Annotated in this window: 21 protein-coding genes, 1 pseudogene and 1 riboswitch; of the genes and pseudogenes, 15 read left to right on the plus strand and 7 right to left on the minus strand. The window is 72.4% G+C overall.

The window, feature by feature from the left end:
- Positions 1-157 precede the first annotated feature (157 nt).
- Complete coding sequence (locus ACPA54_RS22365; RefSeq protein ID WP_423532449.1) at positions 158-514, minus strand: hypothetical protein; 357 nt, start codon at positions 512-514, stop codon at positions 158-160.
- Between the two features lie 496 nt (positions 515-1,010).
- Between ACPA54_RS22365 and ACPA54_RS22370 the strand changes: the two genes are divergently transcribed.
- The 3 genes from ACPA54_RS22370 to ACPA54_RS22380 all read left to right on the plus strand — a co-directional run bounded on the left by ACPA54_RS22370 (position 1,011) and on the right by ACPA54_RS22380 (position 3,943).
- On the plus strand, positions 1,011-1,454 hold the full coding sequence (locus tag ACPA54_RS22370; RefSeq protein WP_423532451.1) for an SDR family oxidoreductase: 444 nt from the start codon (positions 1,011-1,013) through the stop codon (positions 1,452-1,454).
- Positions 1,455-1,694: 240 nt separating this feature from the next.
- Entirely contained in the window at positions 1,695-2,963 is a 1,269-nt protein-coding gene (locus tag ACPA54_RS22375; RefSeq protein ID WP_423532453.1) for a L,D-transpeptidase, read from the plus strand.
- Between the two features lie 212 nt (positions 2,964-3,175).
- On the plus strand, positions 3,176-3,943 hold the full coding sequence (locus tag ACPA54_RS22380) for an enoyl-CoA hydratase/isomerase family protein (protein ID WP_423532678.1): 768 nt from the start codon (positions 3,176-3,178) through the stop codon (positions 3,941-3,943).
- Positions 3,944-4,031: 88 nt separating this feature from the next.
- Here the strand turns inward: ACPA54_RS22380 and ACPA54_RS22385 are convergent, their stop codons facing one another.
- The 5 genes from ACPA54_RS22385 to gcvT form a co-directional block, all read right to left on the minus strand.
- A complete protein-coding gene (locus ACPA54_RS22385) occupies positions 4,032-4,424 on the minus strand; it encodes a type II toxin-antitoxin system death-on-curing family toxin (protein ID WP_423532455.1) in 393 nt (130 codons plus the stop codon).
- Positions 4,421-4,666 carry a type II toxin-antitoxin system prevent-host-death family antitoxin gene (locus ACPA54_RS22390; protein ID WP_423532457.1) on the minus strand — a complete coding sequence of 82 codons (246 nt, stop codon included), beginning with the start codon at positions 4,664-4,666 and terminating at the stop codon, positions 4,421-4,423. Before ACPA54_RS22390 ends, ACPA54_RS22385 begins: the two co-directional genes overlap by 4 nt.
- 151 nt (positions 4,667-4,817) lie before the next feature.
- Positions 4,818-6,083: a serine hydroxymethyltransferase gene (gene glyA / locus ACPA54_RS22395; RefSeq protein ID WP_423532459.1), complete on the minus strand. Its 1,266-nt coding sequence runs from the start codon at positions 6,081-6,083 to the stop codon at positions 4,818-4,820.
- Positions 6,084-6,109: 26 nt separating this feature from the next.
- Positions 6,110-6,493, minus strand: a complete 384-nt coding sequence (gene gcvH, locus ACPA54_RS22400) for a glycine cleavage system protein GcvH (protein ID WP_345673191.1) — start codon at positions 6,491-6,493, stop codon at positions 6,110-6,112.
- Positions 6,494-6,639: 146 nt separating this feature from the next.
- Complete coding sequence (gene gcvT / locus ACPA54_RS22405) at positions 6,640-7,773, minus strand: glycine cleavage system aminomethyltransferase GcvT (RefSeq protein WP_423532461.1); 1,134 nt, start codon at positions 7,771-7,773, stop codon at positions 6,640-6,642.
- A gap of 433 nt (positions 7,774-8,206) precedes the next feature.
- Positions 8,207-8,322: riboswitch (glycine riboswitch) on the minus strand.
- A gap of 171 nt (positions 8,323-8,493) precedes the next feature.
- On the opposite strand from gcvT, the gene ACPA54_RS22410 reads away from it, so the two are divergent.
- The 4 genes from ACPA54_RS22410 to ACPA54_RS22425 all read left to right on the plus strand — a co-directional run bounded on the left by ACPA54_RS22410 (position 8,494) and on the right by ACPA54_RS22425 (position 11,059).
- Complete coding sequence (locus tag ACPA54_RS22410; RefSeq protein WP_423532463.1) at positions 8,494-8,925, plus strand: OsmC family peroxiredoxin; 432 nt, start codon at positions 8,494-8,496, stop codon at positions 8,923-8,925.
- 127 nt (positions 8,926-9,052) lie between these two features.
- Positions 9,053-9,766 (plus strand): enhanced serine sensitivity protein SseB C-terminal domain-containing protein, encoded by a 714-nt coding sequence (locus ACPA54_RS22415; RefSeq protein WP_423532465.1) that lies wholly within the window; start codon positions 9,053-9,055, stop codon positions 9,764-9,766.
- 57 nt (positions 9,767-9,823) lie between these two features.
- Positions 9,824-10,522 carry an enhanced serine sensitivity protein SseB C-terminal domain-containing protein gene (locus ACPA54_RS22420; RefSeq protein ID WP_423532467.1) on the plus strand — a complete coding sequence of 233 codons (699 nt, stop codon included), beginning with the start codon at positions 9,824-9,826 and terminating at the stop codon, positions 10,520-10,522.
- Between the two features lie 63 nt (positions 10,523-10,585).
- Complete coding sequence (locus tag ACPA54_RS22425; RefSeq protein ID WP_423532469.1) at positions 10,586-11,059, plus strand: hypothetical protein; 474 nt, start codon at positions 10,586-10,588, stop codon at positions 11,057-11,059.
- 15 nt (positions 11,060-11,074) lie between these two features.
- Here ACPA54_RS22425 and ACPA54_RS22430 read toward each other — a convergent pair whose 3' ends face one another.
- Positions 11,075-12,580, minus strand: a complete 1,506-nt coding sequence (locus tag ACPA54_RS22430) for a DUF885 family protein (RefSeq protein ID WP_423532471.1) — start codon at positions 12,578-12,580, stop codon at positions 11,075-11,077.
- Positions 12,581-12,677: 97 nt separating this feature from the next.
- On the opposite strand from ACPA54_RS22430, the gene ACPA54_RS22435 reads away from it, so the two are divergent.
- The 8 genes and pseudogenes from ACPA54_RS22435 (at position 12,678) to ligA (ending at position 22,525) form a co-directional block, all read left to right on the plus strand.
- Positions 12,678-13,352, plus strand: a complete 675-nt coding sequence (locus ACPA54_RS22435) for a trimeric intracellular cation channel family protein (RefSeq protein ID WP_423532473.1) — start codon at positions 12,678-12,680, stop codon at positions 13,350-13,352.
- Positions 13,353-13,440: 88 nt separating this feature from the next.
- Complete coding sequence (locus ACPA54_RS22440) at positions 13,441-13,743, plus strand: hypothetical protein (RefSeq protein ID WP_423532475.1); 303 nt, start codon at positions 13,441-13,443, stop codon at positions 13,741-13,743.
- Between the two features lie 13 nt (positions 13,744-13,756).
- Entirely contained in the window at positions 13,757-14,944 is a 1,188-nt protein-coding gene (locus ACPA54_RS22445; protein WP_423532477.1) for a cysteine desulfurase family protein, read from the plus strand.
- A gap of 86 nt (positions 14,945-15,030) precedes the next feature.
- Positions 15,031-16,239: a tRNA 2-thiouridine(34) synthase MnmA gene (gene mnmA / locus ACPA54_RS22450; RefSeq protein ID WP_423532478.1), complete on the plus strand. Its 1,209-nt coding sequence runs from the start codon at positions 15,031-15,033 to the stop codon at positions 16,237-16,239.
- 324 nt (positions 16,240-16,563) lie between these two features.
- Positions 16,564-17,490 (plus strand): hypothetical protein, encoded by a 927-nt coding sequence (locus tag ACPA54_RS22455; RefSeq protein ID WP_423532480.1) that lies wholly within the window; start codon positions 16,564-16,566, stop codon positions 17,488-17,490.
- Between the two features lie 271 nt (positions 17,491-17,761).
- A pseudogene (locus ACPA54_RS22460) lies at positions 17,762-18,966 on the plus strand (NAD(P)/FAD-dependent oxidoreductase).
- Between the two features lie 122 nt (positions 18,967-19,088).
- On the plus strand, positions 19,089-20,198 hold the full coding sequence (locus ACPA54_RS22465; RefSeq protein ID WP_423532481.1) for a methionine synthase: 1,110 nt from the start codon (positions 19,089-19,091) through the stop codon (positions 20,196-20,198).
- A gap of 77 nt (positions 20,199-20,275) precedes the next feature.
- Positions 20,276-22,525 (plus strand): NAD-dependent DNA ligase LigA, encoded by a 2,250-nt coding sequence (gene ligA / locus ACPA54_RS22470; RefSeq protein ID WP_423532483.1) that lies wholly within the window; start codon positions 20,276-20,278, stop codon positions 22,523-22,525.
- Positions 22,526-22,537 lie beyond the last annotated feature (12 nt).

The following is a 22,537-nucleotide window of genomic DNA, read 5'->3' on the forward strand; positions in this document are numbered from 1 at the left end:
CCGCACCAAAGGCGCCATGCCCGTCCGGGGGAGGCGCGACCCGCTGACGGGGCATCAGCAAGCAGGCAGAGGACACCGAACGCGCCCGTCGGCACCCACCCCCGACAACACAACAGCCCGCGACCGCCGAAGCAGTCGCGGGCCGTCGGTCGTTCCGTCAGGACCAGAACGGGAAGAAGCCGCCCCAGGCGCCCTGGTTGGCCAGGCCGTGGCTGGTGTTGCCCTGCTGGATGACCACGACGCCGCCGTTGTCCTTCACGCCCGCGGTGTTGTTCTGGTTGTTGGCGCCCGAGCCTGTGGCGCTCTGCTGCGTGGCGTTGTAGTTGCCGTCCACGCCGCCGGTCACGTTTCCGCTGCCCGAGTTCGACGTGGTGGACGTCGACGTCGTCGTCGAGGTGGAGGTGGACCCGTTGTTGGCATCCGCACCGTTGTCCGCGAACGCGGCGCCGGCGCCGAGGAGCAGCACGACGGCGGCGACGGGGGCGGCGGCGAGGGTGCCGAGAGTGCGCTTCATGAGAGTCCTCCGTGATGGTTCCGGGCCGGCGGCGGCTCGCGCGGAGCGCCTTGTGCGGACCTGGAGTTCGGTGGTGCTGATCGAGTGCCGGACGGGGTGGCCAACCCCTCCGGCGCGGCGACGTCGTGTGACCAACTTGTCGCATGCAGTGATCGAAATCCAACGTCTGCGGCGGGGTTCCCTCGCGGGGGTGATCCGGAAGCGCGGAAACCAACGAGTGCGCGCCGCTTGAGGGTGCGTCAGGCTCCGCCGTACGGGATGGAATTCGCCCGTTTCGCCCAGTCTCGTGACTTTGTAGACAAGTGCTCGTCAACCAACCCGGTTGGCGGAGCGCGCAATTGTGCTTCAACTCGATGTGTGCGGCGCACGGCACCGAACACCGCGCTTCCACCTGCACAAGACCTTCACATTGCCACCGCAGACGCCGATACCGCCGACTCCGACGCGCGCCAGGCCACCGCACCGACGCCCCCGCGTACCCGACTACCGTGGGCCCATGCCCGTCGTCGTCACCGGCGCGGACCGCCCGCTCGGCCGGGCGCTCGTCCGCCACCTCGCCGCGGCCGGCGTGCCCGACCTGCGTGCCGTCGTCCGCGACCCGCACCGTGCCGCCCCGCTGCGCGCCGTCGGCGCGCGCGTCTCGGTCGGCGACCTCTCCGACCCGCTGCGCCTCGGCGCGGTCCTCGAAGGCGCTTACACCGTCGTCCACCTCGACACCGGACCCGACGGCGGCGGCAGCCCGCTCGACACCTGGGACTGGCTCCTCGACGCCGCCGAGGACACCGGGCTGCGGCGCATCGTCACCGTCCTCCCACCCGGCACCGCGGCACCCGAATCGCCGTACGAGACCGTCGTCGTGCCCGCTCCGGACACCGCCTCCGACGCCGATCCCGACCCCGCTTTGGTCGCCGCGCTCGCCGCCGCCGACCGGCGTGGCTGAGATCCGACCGCGGAACGGGACACCGCTGGACAAGTGTGCGAAGCCGCATGGAATCATGCGTCTGACGTCGTGCGAAGTGTTCCGATTCGGCTACGACGCGCCGGAAAGTGAAACCGATGTACGGCTCGTGACGTCAATCAAGCGAACGGTCAGTGGCGCATACCCCGGCACTCCGGCCGTTTCTCCCCGGCGACCCGGCTCCCACCCGGGCCCATTTCGTACGTGAAGGGAACCCCCGAGATGTCCCGTGCACCGCAGCCGCGCCCAGGTCGACCACCGGCGCGCTGGCGCGCTCTCGTCGCGCTCCTGCTCGGTGCGATGCTCCTGGTCACCGCCTGCAGCTCCGGCGGTGGCGACAAGAAGAAGACGGACAACGCGGCGGCGACATCGGGCACCGACCAGCCCGGCGCACCCGGTGCTTCGAACGCGCCCGGCACCGGCGGCGACCCGGCCCAGGTGACCGTGACCCCGGCCGACAAGGCCACTGGCGTGGAGGTCGGCCAGCCGATCACCGTCGCGGTGGGCGACGGCGACAAGCTGGAGAGCGTCAAGGTCACCAACTCCAGGAACGAGGAAGTCGACGGCAAGCTCGACGCCGACGGCAAGACCTGGAAGCCCAATGCGCCGTTCACCTTCGGCTCGAAGTACACGGTGACCGCGGTCGCGTCGAACAAGGTCGGCCCGACGACAGCGACCACGACCTTCACCACGCTGACCAACGACAAGAAGATCACCGCCAGCTTCACCCCGGAGGACGGCGCCACCGTCGGCGTCGGCCAGCCGATATCCATTACGTTCAACGCCCCGGTCAAGGACAAGGCCGCGGTGGAGAAGGCGCTCGTGGTGACGGCCACCCCGGCCGTCCAGGGTTCCTGGCACTGGTTCGGCAGCCAGCGCGTCGACTACCGCCCGAAGGACTACTGGGCGACCGGCACCAGCGTCAAGGTCGACCTGAACCTGCGCGGCGTGGACGCCGGCAACGGTGCGAAGTTCGAGCAGTTCAAGAGCTTCACCGTGAAGATCAGCAAGACCAAGACGGTCAGCGTCGTCGACGTCGACACCAAGACCATGAAGGTCTACAAGAACGACGCGCTGGTCAAGACGATCCCGGTCACCACCGGCGAGGTCCCCAAGTACGCGACCTGGGGCGGCATCATGGTCGTCCAGGAGAAGTACACCCAGACCAAGATGGACTCGCAGACGGTCGGTCTCGGCGCGGAATACCTGATCAAGGACGTGCCCTCGGCGGTCCGCATCACCACGTCCGGCACGTTCGTGCACGGCAACTACTGGGCGGACCCGGCGATCTTCGGCGCCAAGAACACCAGCCACGGCTGCGTCAGCATGACCCCGGACAACGCGAAGTGGTTCTTCGACAACGCGGCCAACCCCGGCGATGTCGTGCAGGTCGTGAACGCCAAGGAGAAGACCGTCGCCGCCGACAACGGCTTCGGCGACTGGAACCTCTCCTGGGACCAGTGGATTGCGGGCAGCGCGAACAAGGGCTGACCTCCGGGCATCGGCCGGCATCCGGCCGATCGAGGGACTCGCGCGGCGGGGTCGGGCACGCTTCGGCGGCCCGGCCCCGCCGCCGCGTGTACCGGGCCGTAGAGTCGGCGGCGGCAGGCTCCCGGGCCGTGCCGAGCCGTACGCGCGGCGCCGCGATTCTGCGCCGCCCCGTGTGACCGAAGCGCAGAAGGAGCTGGGACGTGGGCGAGTTCGTGAACCTCGAGGTGGCCGACGGGATCGGCACGATCCGGCTGAGCCGGCCGCCGATGAACGCGCTGAACGTGCAGCTCCAGGAGGAGTTGCGGGCGGCCGCCCAGGAGGCGACCGAACGCGCCGACATCCGCGCCGTCGTGATCTACGGCGGCGAGAAGGTCTTCGCGGCCGGCGCGGACATCAAGGAGATGGAGACCATGTCCTACACGGACATGGTCGACCGCGGCACCGCCCTCCAGTCCTCGTTCACCGCGGTGGCGCGCATTCCCAAGCCGGTCATCGCCGCGATCACCGGCTACGCCCTCGGCGGCGGCTGCGAACTCGCCCTGTGCGCGGACTTCCGGGTCTGCGGCGACAACGCCAAGCTCGGCCAGCCGGAGATCCTCCTCGGCATCGTCCCCGGCGCGGGCGGCACGCAGCGCCTCCCGCGGCTCGTCGGCCCGGCCAAGGCCAAGGACCTGATCTACTCGGGCCGGTTCGTCGACGCGCAGGAGGCCCTCGCGATCGGCCTCGTCGACCGCGTGGTGCCCCCGGCCGAGGTCTACGAGGCGGCGCTGGCGTGGGCCGCGCAGTTCGCCCAGGGCCCCGCGTACGCGCTCCGCGCCGCCAAGGAGGCCATCGACCGCGGCTTGGAGGCCGACATCGACACCGGCCTGGAGATCGAGCGCATGCAGTTCACCGGACTGTTCGCCACCGAGGACCGGGCGATCGGCATGAAGAGCTTCGTGGAAAGCGGCCCGGGCAAGGCCAAGTTCGTCGGCCGCTGAGCCGAACAGGACCCGACGCACCGACGACCGACGCACCGACGGCCCCGGCCCCGCGAGGGACCGGGGCCGTCGGTGGTCGACGCGCGGGTCAGGCCGCCGCGCGCAGGACGGCACGCAACGCCGCCGCGATGTCGTCGACTTCCACGAGCACGCCCTTGGCCACGCCGACCACCAGGTCGAACGCGGCGTCCTCGTCGAGCCGGTCGGTGTCGACGCCGTTGCGCGCGAGGAACACGACGGCGGCCACGAGCCCGGTGCGCTTGTTGCCTTCGACGAAGGCGCGGTTCGCGACCAGCGAGTGCAGCAGCGCCGCGGCCTTCGTCCACAGGTCGGGATATGCGTCCTGGCCGAAGGCCGACGCGCCCGGGCGGGCCACCGCGGACTCGATCAATCCGATGTCGCGCACGCCGGGGTTCCCGGTGATCTCCTCGGCCACCGCGATCACGTCTGCCGCGGTGAGGAGGTAGACGGGCGCCGTCATGCGTCCTTCAGCCGCTCGAGCAGGCCCGCGTGGCGCTCGGAGAACTGGCGGGCGAGTGCGCGCACCTGAACGTCGCCGGCCTTCTCCGGCAGGTCCGCGGGGACGATGGCGGCCACGCGGCGCCCGTGCCGGGTCAGGTAGACGACCTGCCCGTGGGCCGCGTCGTCCACCAGCTCGGCCAGCCGGGGGCGAGCCTCGCTGACGGGAACTTCGGTCGGAGTGTGCAGCGGCTCAGCAGTCATGTCTGAATTGTACAGAACGGCCCTGGGTTTTGTACTAAGCGTTTTCATGCTGAGCCAAACGAGGGAGGCGTGTCCCGGTCACGGCCACCCGGGAACGCCGACGGCCCCGGCGCGCGAGCGCGGCGGGGCCGTCGGATCAGGCAGGGAACCCTCAGAGGTTCGGGTACAGCGGGTGCTTCGCCGCCAGCGCCGCGGTGCGGGCCTTGAGGGCGTCGCGCTTGGCGTCGTCGTAGTCGGGCTTGAGGGCCTCGACGATGACGTCCGCGACCTCGACGAAGTCCCCGTCGGAGAAGCCGCGGGTGGCGAGCGCAGGGGTGCCGATGCGCAGGCCCGAGGTCTTCATCGGCGGCAGCGGGTCGTTGGGGACCGCGTTGCGGTTGACCGTGATGCCGACCTCGTGCAGGCGGTCCTCGGCCTCGCGGCCGTTGAGGTGGTTCTCGACCAGGTCGACGAGCACCAGGTGGACGTCCGTGCCGCCGGACAGCACCTTGATGCCGGCCGCCGCCGCGTCCTCGCGCAGCAGGCGCTCGGCGAGCAGCTTCGCACCCGCGAGGGTGCGCTTCTGCCGGTCCTTGAACTCGTCGCCCGCGGCGACCTTGAAGGCCACCGCCTTGGCCGCGATGACGTGCTCCAGCGGACCGCCCTGCAGGCCCGGGAACACGGCCGAGTTGATCTTCTTGATCAGCTCTTCGGTGGCCAGGATCGCGCCGCCGCGCGGACCGCCCAGCGTCTTGTGGGTGGTCGTGGTGACGATGTGCGCGTGCGGCACCGGGTTCGGGTGCAGCCCCGCCGCCACCAGGCCGGCGAAGTGCGCCATGTCGACCCACAGGTAGGCGCCGACCTCGTCCGCGATCCGGCGGAACGCCGCGAAGTCGAGCTGCCGCGGGTACGCCGACCAGCCCGCGACGATCATCTTCGGGCGGTGCTCCTTGGCGAGGCGCTCGACCTCGCCCATGTCCACCAGTCCGGCCTCGTCGACCTTGTAGGAGACGACGTTGTACTGCTTGCCGGAGAAGTTGAGCTTCATCCCGTGCGTCAGGTGGCCGCCGTTGGCCAGGTCCAGGCCCAGCACGGTGTCGCCGGTCTGCAGCAGACCGAAGTACACCGCGGCGTTCGCCTGCGCGCCGGAGTGCGGCTGCACGTTCGCGGCCTCGGCGCCGAACAGCGCCTTGAGCCGCTCGATGGCGAGGTTCTCGACGACGTCGACGTACTCGCAGCCGCCGTAGTAGCGGCGCCCGGGGTACCCCTCGGCGTACTTGTTGGTCAGTACGGAGCCCTGGGCCTCGAGGACCGCGACGGGCGCGAAGTTCTCGGAGGCGATCATTTCCAGGGTCGACTGCTGGCGGTGCAGCTCGTCGGCGACGGCGGCGGCGACCTCAGGGTCCACCTCGGCCAGGGGACGGTCCAGGATCGTCACGGTGGGTCAGCTCCTCGATCGGGTGCTCAGGCGCCGGTGAAGGCGATGTACTCGTCGGCGGACAGCAGCGCGTCGGACTTCTCCGCCGGGGTGTCCAGGCGCACCTTGATCAGCCAGCCGTCGCCGTACGGGTCGGAGTTGACCAGTTCGGGTTCGTCGACGACCGCCGTGTTGACCTCGACGACCTCGCCGTCGGCGGGGGCGAAGATGTCGCTCACCGACTTCGTCGACTCCAGTTCACCACAGGGCTCGCCCGCGGTGACCCGCGTGCCGACCTCGGGAAGCTGGACGAAGACCACGTCGCCGAGGGCGTTGGCCGCGAACTCCGAGATGCCGATGACGGCCGGGTCGCCGTCCGTCGTCAGCCACTCGTGGTCCTTGCTGTAGAGCAGGTGCTGGGGTGCGCTCACAGGTCCATTCTCCATTCCGGGAGGGCGGCGCCGATCCTCAGGGGATTTCGTGCCGGTTTGCGGGGTTTCGCAGCGGGGGTTCCGCTGGCTCTTGCTGCGGGTCTTGCTGCGGGTCGTGCGCGGGCCGCCGGGACGGGCGGCCCGGGTCAGGCGCGCTTGTAGAACGGCAGGGCGACCACGTCGACGGGCTCGGCGGTGCCGCGGACGTCGACGGCCAGGCGGGTGCCCGGCTCGGTGCGGTCGACGGGCACGTACGCCATCGCGATCGGCGCGCCCAGCGTCGGCGACGGCGCGCCGGAGGTGATCTCGCCGATCGGCTCCTTGGTGTCCGGGTCGAGCACCGCGTATCCGGCGCGCGGCACGCGGCGGCCGACGGCGCGCAGGCCGACGAGGGCCGCGGCCGGGCCGGCCTGCTCGCGCGCGGCGAGCGCGTCGCGGCCGACGAAGTCCTCCGGCTTGTCGAGGCGCACGACGCGGCCGAGGCCGGCTTCGTACGGGGTGCGCGCGGTGGACAGCTCGTGCCCGTACAGCGGCATGCCGGCCTCCAGGCGCAGCGTGTCGCGGCACGACAGGCCCGCGGGGATGAGGCCGTGCGGAACGCCGGCCTCGGCGAGCGCGGTCCACAGGCGCTCGGCGTCGGCGGGGGCACAGAACAGTTCGAAGCCGTCCTCGCCGGTGTAGCCCGTGCGGGCGAGCAGCACGTCCACGCCGGCGACGGTGGCGCGGTCGGCGGCGTAGTACTTGACCGCGTCGAGGTCGAGGCCGGTGAGCGGGGCGAGGATCGCGACGGCGTGCGGGCCCTGCACGGCGAGCAGCGCGTAGTCCTCCGACCGGTCGGCCACGGCGGCGTCGAAGCCGGCCGCGCGGGCGACGAGTTCGGCGGCGACCACGTTGGCGTTGGAGGCGTTGGCGACGACCAGGAACTCCGTGTCGCCGGTGCGGTAGACGATCAGGTCGTCGAGGATGCCGCCGTCGGCGTCGCAGATCATCGTGTAGCGGGCGCGGTCGACGCCGATCTTGGACACGTAGCCGACCAGCGCGTGGTCGAGTGCGCGAGCCGCCTCGGGGCCGGTGACCGCGATCTCGCCCATGTGCGTGAGGTCGAACAGGCCGGCGGCTTCGCGGACCGCCCGGTGCTCGGCCGACTCGCTGCCGTAGCGCAGCGGCATCCGCCACCCGGCGAAGTCGGTCATGGTGGCGCCGAGCGCGTCGTGCACCGCGTCGAGCGGCGTACGGCGCTCGCGGGGTGCCTCGGCGGCGGGGGAGGGGCTGGACGTCATCGGCTGGACTCCTCGCGGGTGGGGCCGGCGGCTGGGGCCGAAGGGAACCTGATCGCCATGATTTCGTGCGGATTGTCGCGATGTCGCGCGCACACGCGCCGGGCAGGCGGTGCGGCGGCGCGCGATCGGCGGCCCGCCGGCACGCAAAGCAGCGCGGCAGCCCGCACGACAGGCGCGACGGCGGGCGGGACAAAAGACGGCGCGAGCGGCGGCGCAGGCGGCGGGCACAACAGGCGGTCCGGCAAGGGGGCTCCCTGGGCGTCGCGCGGCACGCCGGACAAGCCGGGCACGCAGCACGGGGCTGGTGGGTCGCCTCCCCCTCTGTCATGGACCTGAGAGCTTCACGCGCGGGCCCGAGCGGAGTCGGGCGGACCGCGGCTTGCACCGTGGGTGAGCCCCGCCGGGCGTGCGCGGGACTGCTTTCCAGAGTCGCCTCACCCGCACGGTACTTGGGGCCTGAGAGTTTCCGGGGAGGAATTGCTCCTTCGGCGCCCCGGGACGCTCGGCCGGAAGGCCGCGCGGCGTCGGGGGCTCTCCCGCATGGGGTCGAGGGCCGGTGTGAAGTTGTGGGCGCATGCTATCGGTCCCGCCCGGGGATGCCGCGGGCGTGTCGGAGGTTTCTCCGATCGGCACCCGCGGCTTCCGTTGCTAGCGTGGGCGCGACCAGGCCGGATACCGCGGCCGACCGGAGACGCACGCACCGCACAGAGAGGCTTGCCCGTGGCGACCACGCGCACCGCGACCACTGACTGGAAGGGCCCGCTCATCGGCGGCTCGGGGACCGTTTCGCTCGACTCCTCGGGCGTGGGGACCTACGAGGTGTCCTGGCCGTCCCGCGCGGAGGCGGCGAACGGCAAGACCAGCCCCGAGGAACTCATCGCGGCCGCCCACTCGTCCTGCTACTCGATGGCGCTCTCGCACGCCCTCGCGGGCCGCGGGACGCCGCCCGACTCGCTGGAGACCCGGGCGGACGTGACCTTCCAGCCCGGCGAGGGCATCACCGGCATCGTGCTGTCGGTCAAGGCACACGTGCCGGGTATCAGCACCGAGGACTTCGCGGCGGTTGCGGCGGACGCCAAGGAGAACTGCCCGGTGAGCAAGGCGCTCAAGGCCGGCGTGCCGATCTCGCTGCAGGCCGAACTCCTCGGCTGAGCGGCAGACGCACGCGACGGCGGGGACCGGAAGGTCCCCGCCGTTCGCATGTCCGCGGCCGCCGCCCCGCCGCCTCGGCCCCGCCACGCCCTAGGCTGGCCGCAGATCATCAATTGGAGGTGGCCCGGTGGCGTTCCCCGCGAACCATGTCGAGCAGTGCCTGGCCGCGGCCCTGCACGATCCGGCGCGGACCGGCGAGCTGCTGGCGGTGCTCGCGGACGCCGAGGTCTGGGTGCCGCTGCCCGCGGGCGGCAGCCCGCAGGACACCGAACTCACGCTGCCCACCACGGAAATCGACGGCCTGCCGTACGTGCCCGTGTTCAGCTCCGAGGAGCAGCTGCGCCGCGCCGCGGGCCTGATGCCGTTCACCGTCGCCCCGGTCCGCGAGTTCGCCCGCGGCCTGCCGCCGCACGTCGGCATGGCGGTCAACCCGGGCGGCGAGGTCGGCATCCCGATACCGCCGCAGGGCGTCCTGGAGCTGTCCCGCCCGCCGGGCGCCGGGGCGATGGGCGCCCGCGTGACGCTGGCCGAGCCGGAGCCCGCCGAGGAGCCGTACGTCTTCCTCGCCGCGGCCGCCGAGGAGTTCGCCGTGACCCCGGTCGTGCTCACCGCCAGGCGCGCCCTCGGCGTCGTCGAATCCGACGCCCCGTGTCTGTTCGTCGGCGTCGAACTCGACCGCTGGCAGGAGGAGGACCGCCGTGCCACCGTGGCCGCGCTGGAGCGCGCCGTGGCCCGCGCCGGATCCCCGTGGCCGGTCAACCTCGTGCTCATCGATCTCGCCCAAGACCCCATCGGCGACTGGATGCTGGACGCGGTCCGCCCGTTCTACGAACGCCCTTGACGCCTGTCGGCACATACGATGGTTGCCTTCGTCACGCACCGCACGGGGAGGACACCGGTGGCGTTTCCCGCCAACGAGGTCGAGCACGCGATGCGGCAGGTCGCGCCGCAGGGATACGAAGCCTACGAAGTCCTGCTCCAGGCCCTGGACCGGGGCCACGTCTGGATGCTGCTCTGGCAGGGACAGCCCGGCAGCCCGGACGCGCAGTACGGGAACATGGAGGTCCACGGCTCGCACTACGCCCCGGCCTTCACCTCCGAGGAGCAGCTCCGGGAGAGCCGCTGGGACCGCGGGTGGGAGGTGCACGCGGTCAAGGAGATCGGCGCGACGCTGTACCCGGACCGGTGGGGCATCTGGCTCGACCCGCACATGCAGGGCGGCGGGATCGGCATCCCGTTCCTCGACCTGCGGCGCATCGTCACCGGCCTGGACCGCACCCTGCCCGGACCCCTGCGGGTCGGCGAACCCAGCGTGCAGGACCCGGCGTTCTGGTCGATGGTGGCCGCCGAGCTGGCGGGCAGCGGCGTGGTCCGCGCGGCGCACCGCGCCTACGTCGAACCGTCCGTCGGGGCGCCCCGCGTCGTCCTCGGCATCCGCACCGCGGACGCCGACCCGGCGACCACCGACCGCGTCCACGCCGCCGTCGCCCGGGCCTCCGCGGCGATGCCCGGCGGCCCGCTGTCGTGGGTGCCGCTCGACGACCCGTACGACCCGGTCGCGGGCTGGCTCCGCGACCACACGCGGTCGTTCGTCTGAGGCCAACCCGGACGATGGGCCCCGGCCTTCCGGCCGCGCGCCCGGTCTGCCACAGTGCCCGCCATGCATGAGATACGCATGGTGCTGTCGCTCGGGCAGCGCTGGGCCCTGCTGGTCCCGGGCGCGGTGATCACCGCGGTGGGCATCGCCATGATCACCTTCGACGTGTCCCGTTTCGGGCTCGGCGCCGGGCCGGTGCTCCTCTTCATGGGCTTCTACTCGGCGAGGTTCGCGACCGTGCTCACGCCGCACGGCCTCACCCTGAAGGCGTTCACCACGCGGCACTTCGCGTGGGGGGAGATCGCCGCCGTCGAAGCCAAGAACACCTTCGGCACCTGGTACGTGCGCCTCACCCTGACGAGCGGCCGCCGGGTGCGCCTGCGTGTCCCGCTGGACGGCCCGGGGCAGCGCGACCCGGACTTCCACGCCAAGGTCGCCACGATCTGGCACTGGCGGGAGGCCGGGGTCGCCGCGGCACAGCAGGCCTATCTGCAGGCCTACCCGCAACAGCCGACGCCGCCCCGGCCCCACGCCTGACGATTCGGCCGGGCTTCAGCCGCGTTCCACCGCCGTGCGCACCAGTCCCACGGGCGGGCTGCCCAGGTCCAGCAGTGCGGTGTGGAAGCGCTCCAACGTGAAGCCCGCGCCCCATGCGGCCTTCGCTTCGTCGCGGAGGTCGCGCAGGGCGAGCTTGCCCCACGTGTAGCAGCCGTAGTTCCAGTCGAAGGTGCCGCGGCGGGCCTCGCTCACCGCGGCGGTGCGGGCGAGGTGGGCGTCCGCCATGAACCGGCGGGTGGCCTCCGCGACGTCCATCGCGCCGGTGTGCAGGCCGATCGCCGCGGCCAGCCGGGTCACCCGGATCAGCGCCTCCAGGCACATTCCGATCGCGTAGCGCGGATCGCCGACCCGGAAGCCCTCCTCCAGGCACACCTCCTCGATGTAGTGCGCCCAGCCCTCGGCGAACGACGACGAATGCAGCACCCGGCGCACGTCCGACGGCGCCCGCCGCAGCGCGCGGCCGTGCGCGAAGTGCCCGGGGGCGACCTCGTGGACGGTGATCGCCGGGAGCGTGGTGCGGCTGAAGACCGACAGCCACTCCTCGATCTCGTCGGCCGGCCAGTCCGGCTCGGGCGGCGTCACGAAGTACCAGGACGGGGCCTCCGGCTCGCCCGGCGCGTTCCACGACATCATCGCCATCGCCCAGCGCATCGACTCCGGCGCGGGCCCGACCTCGCACACGCCGTCGACGTACGGCGCCAGCTTGCGGGCCTTGGTGAACTCGATGACCTCCAGCGTCTGCGCCCGCGCCTCGGCGAGGACCCCGTCCGCATCCGGATGGTCGGCCAGCAGCTCCGGCACCAGCTCCTCGACCGTCCGCGCCGGGTTGTACGCCTTGCACGCCTCCGCCAGGAGCCCCCGCAGCCGGTCCCGCTCGGCATCCGCCCGCTCGGCCAGCCTGCCGAGGTCGACGTCGACCGCGTCCGCCGAGCCCATCAGCCGGGCCAGCGCCGCGCCGCCGAGGGCCGTGTCCGGGTCGCCGACCTGCGCCGCCCGCTCCAGATGCGCGACCAGGCGGCGCAGCGAGGCCAGCGCCTTCTCGCCGACCTCCCCGTCCTCCGGCCGCACCGCGGCGGCCTGCCCGCGGGCGGGGCCGAGCAGGGCGTCGGCGACCGGCGCGGTCACCTGGTCGAGCGACGCCAAGGCCATGTCGACGGCGTCCGGCCACTTCTCCAGATGCCGGGAGCGAGCCAGCGCCCGCTCTTCCGCGGGCGCGTACTCCTTGTCGTAGACGGAGAGTTCGAGGTTCTCCAGGTGCGGGCGCGGGTCCCGGCGGTGCATCTCCAGCTCGCCGTGGACGACGCGCGCGTGTTCCTCGAACGCGATGATGTGCGCCTCGTCGTGCGGGTCGTCCAGCGGTGCGCCGCCCAACGCGCCGAGCGCGGCGCGCACGCCGGCGGGGGAGAGGTCCTGAATCCGGCCGTCGTATTCGTGAAGGCCGGCGCCTTCTCGGGCGGAGGCGAGGGAGAGATCGCACAAGGCGCGCAGTCGGGCATCCATTCCCCGAGGCTACCCAGCGGTTCCCGCCGGGCCCGCGGAAAACGGCGGTCCGCCCCGGGGAACTGCGCTGCCCGGACAACAAGGCACAATTTCTGCCATGCCGCCTCAGGAGATCCAGGAGATCTACAGCCACACCGTCCAACAAGTGCTCGACCTGACCGGCATCTTCGTCTTCGCCGTGGCGGGCGCCCTCACGGCGGTACGCAAGAACTTCGACGTCATCGGGATCGTGGTGCTCGCGGAGGTCACCGCTCTCGGCGGCGGTGTCATCCGCGACCTCATCATCGGCGACGTCCCGCCCGCCGCATTCCGCGACCTGGGCTACTTCATCACCCCGCTCTTCGCCGCGTTCCTCGTCTTCTTCCTGCACCCGCAGGTAGAGCGCATCTACGCCGCGATCGACATCTTCGACGCCGCCGGCCTCGGCCTTTTCTGCGTCACCGGCACCGCCAAAGCCTTCGCCTACGGCCTCGGCCCCGTGCAGGCCGCCGCGCTCGGCATCACCACCGCCGTCGGCGGCGGTGCCATCCGCGACGTCCTCGCCAACGAAGTCCCCATGCTGCTGCGCTGGGACCGGGAGATCTACACCGTGCCCGCGATGCTCGGCGCCGGCCTGGTCGCGCTCCTCGTGGAAACGGACTCGCTCAACGCCTTCACCGCGACCTGCGCCGCCGTCTTCGCCTTCGCCTTCCGCGTCCTCGCACTCCGCTACAACTGGCGCGCGCCGCGGGCCTGGCGCCGCAACTCCGAGGTCTTCGAGAAGTACGAATAGGCCGGCGCCCCACCAGGCCGGGCGGCACGTGCTGGGGAACTCCGCGCGCCGCGCGTGCCCAACCGGCGCGACCGGCGTTGCACCTGATGTGTGGGAGATCCAGCAACCCCTGACCTACGACGTCGACGTCCCCCCGCCCCCGCCGCGCGGCTTCCTCGCCGCACGGTGGCTCGCGCTGCGCCTCACCCTCGACGCGCTGCTGCCGGGCGGACCCCGCTACGGACGCGTGCGCGCACCCCGCCCGCGCCGTCCGAAAGCCGCCGACCACCCGTCGGCCACAGCCGCCGCGCGCCCGGACGCACGCGTCGTACCCGCCCCGCGCTCCCCGCGCGACCCGCGGGAATCCGGCGACGGCCCGCCACGCCGCAACCGACTGGCGGTACGCGACTAGACTTCCCGATGCGATGGCCTACTTCGATCACGCGGCGACCACACCGATGCGCCCCGAAGCCGTCCGGGCCATGACCCGGCAGCTCGGCGTCCTCGGCAACCCCTCATCCCTGCACGCATCCGGGCGCCGGGCACGGCGCATCGTCGAGGAATCCCGCGAGATCCTGGCCGAGGCCGTCGGCGCGCGGCCCAGCGAGATCGTGTTCACCGGCGGCGGCACCGAGGCCGACAACCTCGCCGTCAAAGGCCTGTACTGGGCCCGGACCGGCGAGGCCCCCGCGCGGCGCCGCATCCTCGCGTCGCCCGTCGAACACCACGCGGTCATGGACCCGATCGACTGGCTGGTGGCCCGCGAAGGCGCCGAGGTCGAATGGCTCGACGTGGACAGCGACGGCCGCGTGTCGCCCGACGTGCTCCGCGCCGCCATCGCCCGCGACCCGGACGGCGTCGCGCTGGTCAGCGTCATGTGGGCGAACAACGAGGTCGGCACCGTTCAGCCGATCGCCGAGCTGGTGGACGTCGCACACGAATTCGGCATCCCCGTGCACGCCGACGCCGTGCAGGCCGTCGGCCAGGTGCCGGTCGACTTCGCCGCCGCCGGACTCGACGCGATGACCGTCTCCGGACACAAGCTCGGCGGGCCTCTGGGCTGCGGCGCGCTCGTGCTCGGCCGCCACCTGACGCCCGTCCCCGTCCTGCACGGCGGCGGTCAGGAACGCGACGTCCGGTCGGGCACCCTCGACACCCCGGCCATCGCCGCGTTCGCCGCGGCCGCCGAGATCGCGGTCCGCGAGCAGCCCGAGTACGCGGCCCGCGTCGGCGCCCTGCGCGACGGCCTGGTGCGGCGCATCCTCGCCGAGATCCCCGACGCCGAACTCAACGGCGACGCACGGCTCGACCCGGCCCACCGCCTGCCCGGCAACGCGCACTTCTCGTTCCCCGGCTGCGAAGGCGACTCGCTGCTGCTGCTCCTCGACGCCCGCGGCATCGAATGCTCCACCGGCTCGGCCTGCTCGGCCGGCGTCGCCCAGCCCAGCCACGTGCTGCTCGCCATGGGCCGGGACGCCGCCCGCGCCCGCGGCTCGCTGCGCTTCAGCCTCGGCCACACGTCCACCGCGGACGAGGTCGAGCAGCTCGCCGGCGCCATCGGACCGGTGGTGGCCCGGGCCCGGATGGCGGGACTGACGGCACAGCGGCGGTAAGCGGGGTCGCGGGCGCCCCGCGCCCGTGTGCGACCGGGGATATTGCCGCCGGGTGGGGGCCGCGCACCCCGTACCCTGGTGGGGCCATGACTGATCACGACGCCACCCTGCCGCCCGCCGTCTGCGAGCCGCTGCCGATGCTGCCCGAGCCGAGCGCCGGGACCGCGCGCCCGGAGCAAGGCACGCTGCCCGGCCCCGCCGCCGCGGGGCGCCCGCTGCGCGTCCTCGCCGCGATGTCCGGCGGCGTCGACTCCGCGGTCGCGGCCGCCCGCGCCCACGAGGCCGGGCACGAGGTGACCGGCGTGCACCTGGCACTGTCCGAGAACCCCAAGTCGTTCCGCACCGGCGCCCGCGGCTGCTGCACGCTGGAGGACGCCCGCGACGCGCGCCGTGCCGCCGACGTCATCGGCATCCCCTTCTACGTATGGGACCTCGCCGAGCGGTTCCGCGAGGACGTCATCGAGGACTTCTTCGCCGAGTACGAGGCCGGCCGCACCCCCAACCCGTGCCTGCGCTGCAACGAGAAGATCAAGTTCGCGGCGCTCCTGGACCGGGCCTTGGCGCTGGGCTTCGACGCGGTCTGCACCGGCCACTACGCGGTCGTCGTCGACGGCCCGGAAGGCCGCGAGCTGCACCGCTCGGTCGACCAGGGCAAGGACCAGTCGTACGTGCTCGGCGTCCTGGACGCCGACCAGCTTGCGCACGCGCTCTTCCCGCTCGGCACCGACACCAAGGACGACGTGCGTGCCGAGGCCGAGCGCCGCGGCCTGGCCGTCGCCCGCAAGCCGGACAGCCACGACATCTGCTTCATCGCGGACGGCGACACCCAGGCCTTCCTCGCCACCCGGCTCGGCCGCACGCCCGGCGACATCGTCGACCGGGACGGCACGAAGCTGGGCGAGCACGAGGGCGCGTACGCGTACACCGTCGGCCAGCGCAAGGGCCTGCGCATCGGCCGCCCCGCCGACGACGGCAAGCCGCGCTACGTCCTCGACATCTCGCCGGTCAGCAACACCGTGACCGTCGGCCCGGCCGAGGCGCTCGACGTCGACGGCCTCACCGGCATCCGCCCGCGCTGGTGCGGCCCCGCACCGACCGGCGTCCTCGACTGCACCGCGCAGGTCCGCGCGCACGGCGACGAGCACCCGGCGGTCGCGGAGATCGACGGCGACACCGTCCGCGTCCGGCTGCACACCCCGATGCGCGGGGTGGCGCGCGGCCAGGCGGTCGTGCTGTACGACGGGACGCGCGTCATCGGGTCGGCGACGATCGACGGCACGAGCAGCGCCGCCTAGCGCTTCTCCCTTGCCTGCGTAGGCAGTTCGCCCGGGAGCCCGGTCCCGGGCGCGCACGGCCCTGCCGGCACCGTCCGGCAAATCCCCCCGCGCGTGCGGCCGTTGCCTGTACACCCCACCGACCCCGCCCGGTCGATATGACGATCACATGATGTTTGGCGCCTTCGCCGGATTTCCGGATCTCCTGTTACGCAGAAGGCAACTTCGGTGACCGGCTGGGTAAGAGTAGGTAGCGAAACCACTCTCCGGCCCGCGTTCCCCGCGCCGGCCGGGCCTTTCGCTGGGTGTGCACGCTTCGGGACTCGGGGGCTTGGGAGGGGAGCGATGGCCGCAATCGTGCTGGTGCACGGGATCGCACAGGAGTTCAGGTCGGCCCGCAGCCTGGAGGACGAGTGGCTGCCCCGGCTGGCCCGCGGCGTGAAAGCCGCCGGCTACCCGGAGACCGCGGACCGTTTGTGGAAATACCGCCAGACCCGCCGCGGGATCGACGCCCGCATGGCCTTCTACGGCGACGTCATGCGCCGCCACCCGTCGCAGCCCGACGCCGCCGACGCCGACGGCCTCCGGCACGCGATGGCCGACCGCATAGGCCGCGAATGGCTCGACCGCGCCGCCGCCCGCAGCTCCGCGCCGCCCGAGCGGCAGCGGGCCGCCCGCGAGATCGCCCGCCTCGAAGGCGGCCCCGACCAGACCGGCCGCACCGTCGTCCTGTCCCCGACCTGCGGCCTCTCCGGCCTCAAGTGGTTCGCCGCCGACGGCCCCGGCTCGGCGGGCGGCTTCGTCACCAAGGCCCTCGGCCAACTCACCCGCTACCTGACCGACGACGCCACCCGCAACCGCGTCCTCGACCGCGTCGCCGCCGACATCGGCTTCGACACCCGCGTCGTCATCGGCCACTCCCTCGGCGCGGTCGTCGCCTACGAGGTCGCGCACCGCCTGCGCCGCCCGCTCCCGCTGCTCATCACCCTCGGCTCGCCCCTCGGCCCCGACACGTGCATCGACGACTGGGTCCGCCCGCAGCCCGCCCAGCCGCCCGCCTACGTCGAACGCTGGATCAACCTCGCGGACCGCGACGACCTCATCGCCGCCGAACCCCGCCTCGCCCAGCTCTTCGCCGGCCATATCCCCAACACCGGCCCCGAACTCCGCAGCGGCTACACCCTCGAACACGGCGCGGCCCCGCACAATCCGGACTTCTACTTGATGCGCCGCGAGATCGGCAAGAGCATCGGCGAGGCCTTCGCGGCCTGAACGAACGACATCACCGCTTCACCTGTTGCGGGGGCCTTCCTCATCGAGGAAGGCCCCCGCAACAGCTCATGCCCCGGTGTCATCGGCGTCGACAGCGGCGAGGTGCATCCGGGCGCCGAACCGGGCGCGACCCGCGAACCGCCGGGCGGGCGCGCCGTCACGGTGGATCGACCCCCGCACAGCAACGGATTGTGGCCTGCCTCACAACCTGTCACGGGGCCCGGGGGAGCGGTGTCTTGAGGCCGAACCCCTGGAACACGGAGGAGACGCCATGATGGAGAACACCAAGGTCGTCGTGATCGGCGGAGGCTACGCGGGCGTGATGGCGGCCAACCGCCTGACACAGCGCGACGATGTCGCGGTGACGCTGGTCAACCCCCGCCCGAGCTTCGTCCACCGGGTCCGCCTGCACCAGCTGGTCGGCGGGACCGACAGCGCGGTCGTCGAATACCGGAAGGTCCTCAACGATCGGGTGCGGCTGGTCGTCGACACCGTGGCCCGGATCGACGCGGCCGAGCGCAGCGTGGCGCTCGCGTCGGGTGGCGCGGTCGGCTACGACTACCTCGTCACGCGGTGGGCAGTGCCGGCGCGGGCACGGAGGTGCCCGGCGTGGCGGAGTTCGCCTACCCGGTCGCCGAACTGGAGGACGCGCAGCGGCTGCGCGCGGTCCTCGACGGCGAGCCCGCGTCGGCCGCGGTCACCGTTGTCGGGGCGGGCCCGGCGGGCATCGAGACCGCCGCCGAACTGGCCGAAGGCGGGCGCGCGGTGACCCTGGTCTGCGGCGGGGTCCTCGGTCCGTACCTGCACGCGCGGGGACGGCGCTCGGTCGCCAAGCAGCTCGCCCGCCTCGGGGTGACGGTGCTGGACGGCCCGGACACCCGGGTGACGGCGGTGACCGCGGACACCGTGCGACTCGCCGACGGCCGCGAGCTGCCGAGCCGGGTCACCATCTGGACAACGGGGTTCACCGTGCCCGACCTGGCCGCCCGCAGCGGTCTGAGCACCGACGCGGCGGGCCGCCTGCTCACCGACGAGACGCTGACGAGCGTGGACGACCCGCGCATCATCGCCGCCGGGGACGCCGCGGCCCCCTCGGACCTGCCGCTGCGGATGAGCTGCCAGGCGGCGATGCCTCTGGGCGCGCGCGCCGCCGACACGGTGCTGTCCCGGATCGCGGGGGAGGAACCGGAGACGCTGAACCAGTCGTTCGCCGCCCAGTGCATCAGCCTGGGCCGCCACACCGGCATCTTCCAGTTCGCCACCCGCTCCGACGTCGCGGTGTGGTTCAACGTCGACGGCCGCATGGGCGCCAAGCTCAAGGAAACCGTGTGCACCGGCATCGTCAAACACCTGTCCGACGAGGCGGGCAAGCCCGGCGGGTACCGCCTGCACCGGATCTCCGGAGGCACCGCGCGGCAGCGGCACTTGGCCGCCAAGCGTGCCGAGAAGCAGGTCCCGGCCCGTCAGCCGGCCTAGCCACGTGCGTGCGTGCGACGGTGCCCTGCTCCCGGAGCACCGTCGCGGCCCACCCGCGAAACGGAACGTGTCCCGATCACGGTCCTACGGCCGCCGACCCCGCGGTCAGTACCCTCAACCCCGTGACCACCACCCCCGCCGACGCCTCCACCCCCGCGTCCCCGTCGCCCTACCCCTGGCTCCCCGGCTCCGCCACCGGTGTCGGGTCTCTCCCCGGTACCGACGCCCGTGAGGCCGTGCGGCTCGTCGTCGGGGAGCTGGGGCAATTTCCGCACCTGCCGGAGCTGCCCGACCGCGGCGTCGGGGCGGACCTGACCGGCCGTGGCGCCGGGCTGCTCGTCGACCTGTTCGCGGAGGTCCAGCCCTCCGGCTGGCGGTTCGCCGACCGGCCCGGACGGGATCACCGCCGGGCGGTCTCGTGGCTGCGCGAGGACCTCGACGCGCTCGAGGAGTTCACGCAGGGTTACCGGGGCCCGCTCAAGGTGCAGGTCGCCGGTCCCTGGACTCTCGCCGCGACGGTCGAACTCCCGCACGGCGACAAGGCCTTGGCCGACCCCGGTGCCTGCCGTGACATCACCGAGTCTCTCGCCGAAGGCCTCCGCAACCACCTCGCCGACCTGCGGAAGCGCATTCCCGGTGCGGAGTTCGTCGTGCAGTTCGACGAGCCCGCGCTGCCGGGCGTGCTGGCCGGCACCGTGCCGACCGCGAGCGGGTTCGGGAAGCTCCGGGCCATCGACAAGGGTGTGGTGCGCGACGCGCTGGCCATCGTCGTCGACGCCGTCCAAGGCCCGGCGGCCGTGCACAGCTGCGCGCCCAACGTCCCGATCGGCCTTCTGCGCCAAGCCGGGGTCAAAGCCGTGTCCCTGGACTTCTCCCTGCTCCGCGACCGCGACGAGGAAGCGATCGGCGAGGCGGTGGAAAGCGGCGTCGGATTCCTCTTCGGGATCATCCCGTCGCTGCCCCCGGCCCCGGTCCCCGCGCGGGTGACGAACCGTGCCACGACCAGGGGAAACACCGGCGCGGGAGCGCGTCCGTTGTCGGACCCGGCCGGTACCGTCAGGGGTGTCAAGACGCTGTGGCAGCGGCTCGGCTTCCGTCCGGAGCAGTTGGGCGCGGCGGTGGTCGTGACGCCGGCGTGCGGCCTGGCCGGGGCGGATCCGGCGTGGGTGCGCCGGGTGCTCAAGCACAGCGTGGAGGCCGCCCAGGTGCTGCACGAAGCACCCGAAAGCTGACCAGGCACAACCAGAGCAAGACAGCGGGACACACCCGGACACCTGCCGGCCCACCGGCATCGCTGGAGGTTGACGACGTGGCTGACCTGACCGACGACCAGGGCATCCCCGCCGAGGTGCGCGACCGGGCCGCGGCCCTCGCCAAGGAACTCGAAGAGCACCGGTTCCGGTACTACGTCAAGGACGCCCCGACCGTCAGCGACGCCGAGTTCGACACGCTCATGCGCGAACTCGAAGGCATCGAGGAGCGTTACCCGGAGCTGCGCACCCCCGAGTCGCCGACCCAGACCGTCGGCGGCGCGCCCGGCGGCGACTTCGAGTCCGTCGACCACCTCGAACGCATGCTCAGCCTCGACAACGCGATGAACGAGCACGAGCTGGACGAGTGGGTCGACCGCCTGCACAAGGACCTCGCGGGCGCCGATTTCCACTACCTGTGCGAGCTGAAGGTCGACGGCCTCGCGGTCAACCTGCTGTACGAGAACGGCGAGCTGGTCCGCGCGCTCACCCGCGGCGACGGCCGCACCGGCGAGGACATCACCGTCAACGTCCGCACCATCGGCGAGATCCCCACGCGCCTGCGCGACGACGGCGGCCACGACGTGCCCGAGCTGGTGGAGATCCGCGGCGAGGTGTTCTTCCCGATCGAGGAGTTCGACGCGCTGAACGCCCGCCGCGTCGAGGCCGGCGACAAGCCGTTCGCGAACCCGCGCAACGCCGCCGCCGGCTCGCTGCGCATGAAGGACCCGCGTGCGGTCGCACAGATGCCGCTGCACATGGTCGTCCACGGCATCGGCGCCCGCCGCGGCTTCGCCATCGACTGCCAGTCGCACGCCTACGACAGGCTGCTCGCCTGGGGCCTGCCGACGGCCAAGCACAACAAGGTCGTCAAGTCCGTCGACGAGGTGAAGGAGTTCATCCGCTACTTCGGCGAGCACCGCAACTCCGTCGAGCACGAGATCGACGGCGTGGTGGTGAAGGTCGACGAGATCGCGCTGCAAGGCCGGCTCGGGGCGACGTCGAAGGCGCCGCGGTGGGCGATCGCGTACAAGTACCCGCCGCAGGAGGTCAACACCAAGCTGATCGACGTGGCGGTGGGGGTGGGCCGCACCGGGCGCATCACGCCGTACGCCGTCATGGAGCCGGTCAAGGTCGCCGGATCCACCGTCGCCTACGCGACCCTGCACAACCAGGACGTGGTCAAGGCCAAGGGCGTCCTCATCGGCGACACCATCGTGCTGCGCAAGGCCGGCGACGTCATCCCGGAGGTCCTCGGCCCGGTGGTCGACCTGCGGGACGGCACCGAGCGTCCGTTCGAGATGCCGACGCACTGCCCCGAATGCGGCACCGAGCTGCGGCCGATGAAGGAGGGCGACGTCGATGTGCGGTGCCCGAACGCGCAGTTCTGCCCCGCGCAGATCCGCGAGCGGCTCTCCTACCTGGCCGGGCGCAAGGCCCTCGACATCGACGGCCTCGGCTATGTGGCGGCGACCGCGCTGACCCAGCCCCTGGAGCCGGCCGAGCCGCCGGTGAAGAACGAGGGCGACCTGTTCGACCTGACCGTCGAACAGCTCATGCCGATCCAGGTGCTGGTCCGCGACCCCCGCACCGGCATGCCCAAGATCGACGACAAGACCGGCGAAGAGAAGGTCATGTCCTTCTTCGCGACGAAGGGCACCGAGAAGAAGCCGAGCGAGCCGAAGAAGACCGTGCAGGTCCTGTTCGACGGTCTGGAGAAGGCCAAGCAGCAGCCGCTGTGGCGGATCCTGACCGGGCTGTCGATCCGGCACGTCTCCGACACCACCGCCCGCGCCATCACGAGCGAGTTCCGCGACCTGGACCGGCTGGCCGCGGCGTCCGTCGAGGAGATCGCCGCGGTCGAAGGCGTCGGGCCGATCATCGCCGAGTCGATCGTCGAGTGGTTCGCGGAGGACTGGCACCGCGAGATCCTCGAGAAGTGGCGTGCCGCGGGCGTCCGGTTCGTCGAAGAGGGCGGTGCCGAGAAGGTGCCCGGCATGCTCACCGGGCTGACGACGGTGGTGACCGGCACGTTGGCCGGATTCACCCGGGACGGCGCCAAGGAAGCCTTGGAGAACGAAGGCGCGAAGGTGACCGGGTCGGTATCGAAGAAGACCGACTTCGTCGTGGTCGGCGACAACCCGGGTTCGAAATACGACAAGGCCGTTTCGCTCGGTGTGCCGATCCTCGACGACGAAGGCTTCGCGGTCCTGCTCTCCGAAGGCGCCGACGCCGCCCGCGCATGGGTCGCGGCACAAGCGGGAGAGACTCCGGAGGCGGCCGCGGAGGCCGAGGAACCGGCCGAATAACAACCCACGCCA

The sequence above is a fragment of the Uniformispora flossi genome (assembly GCF_049534875.1).
GTDB lineage: Bacteria > Actinomycetota > Actinomycetes > Streptomycetales > Streptomycetaceae > Yinghuangia > Yinghuangia aomiensis.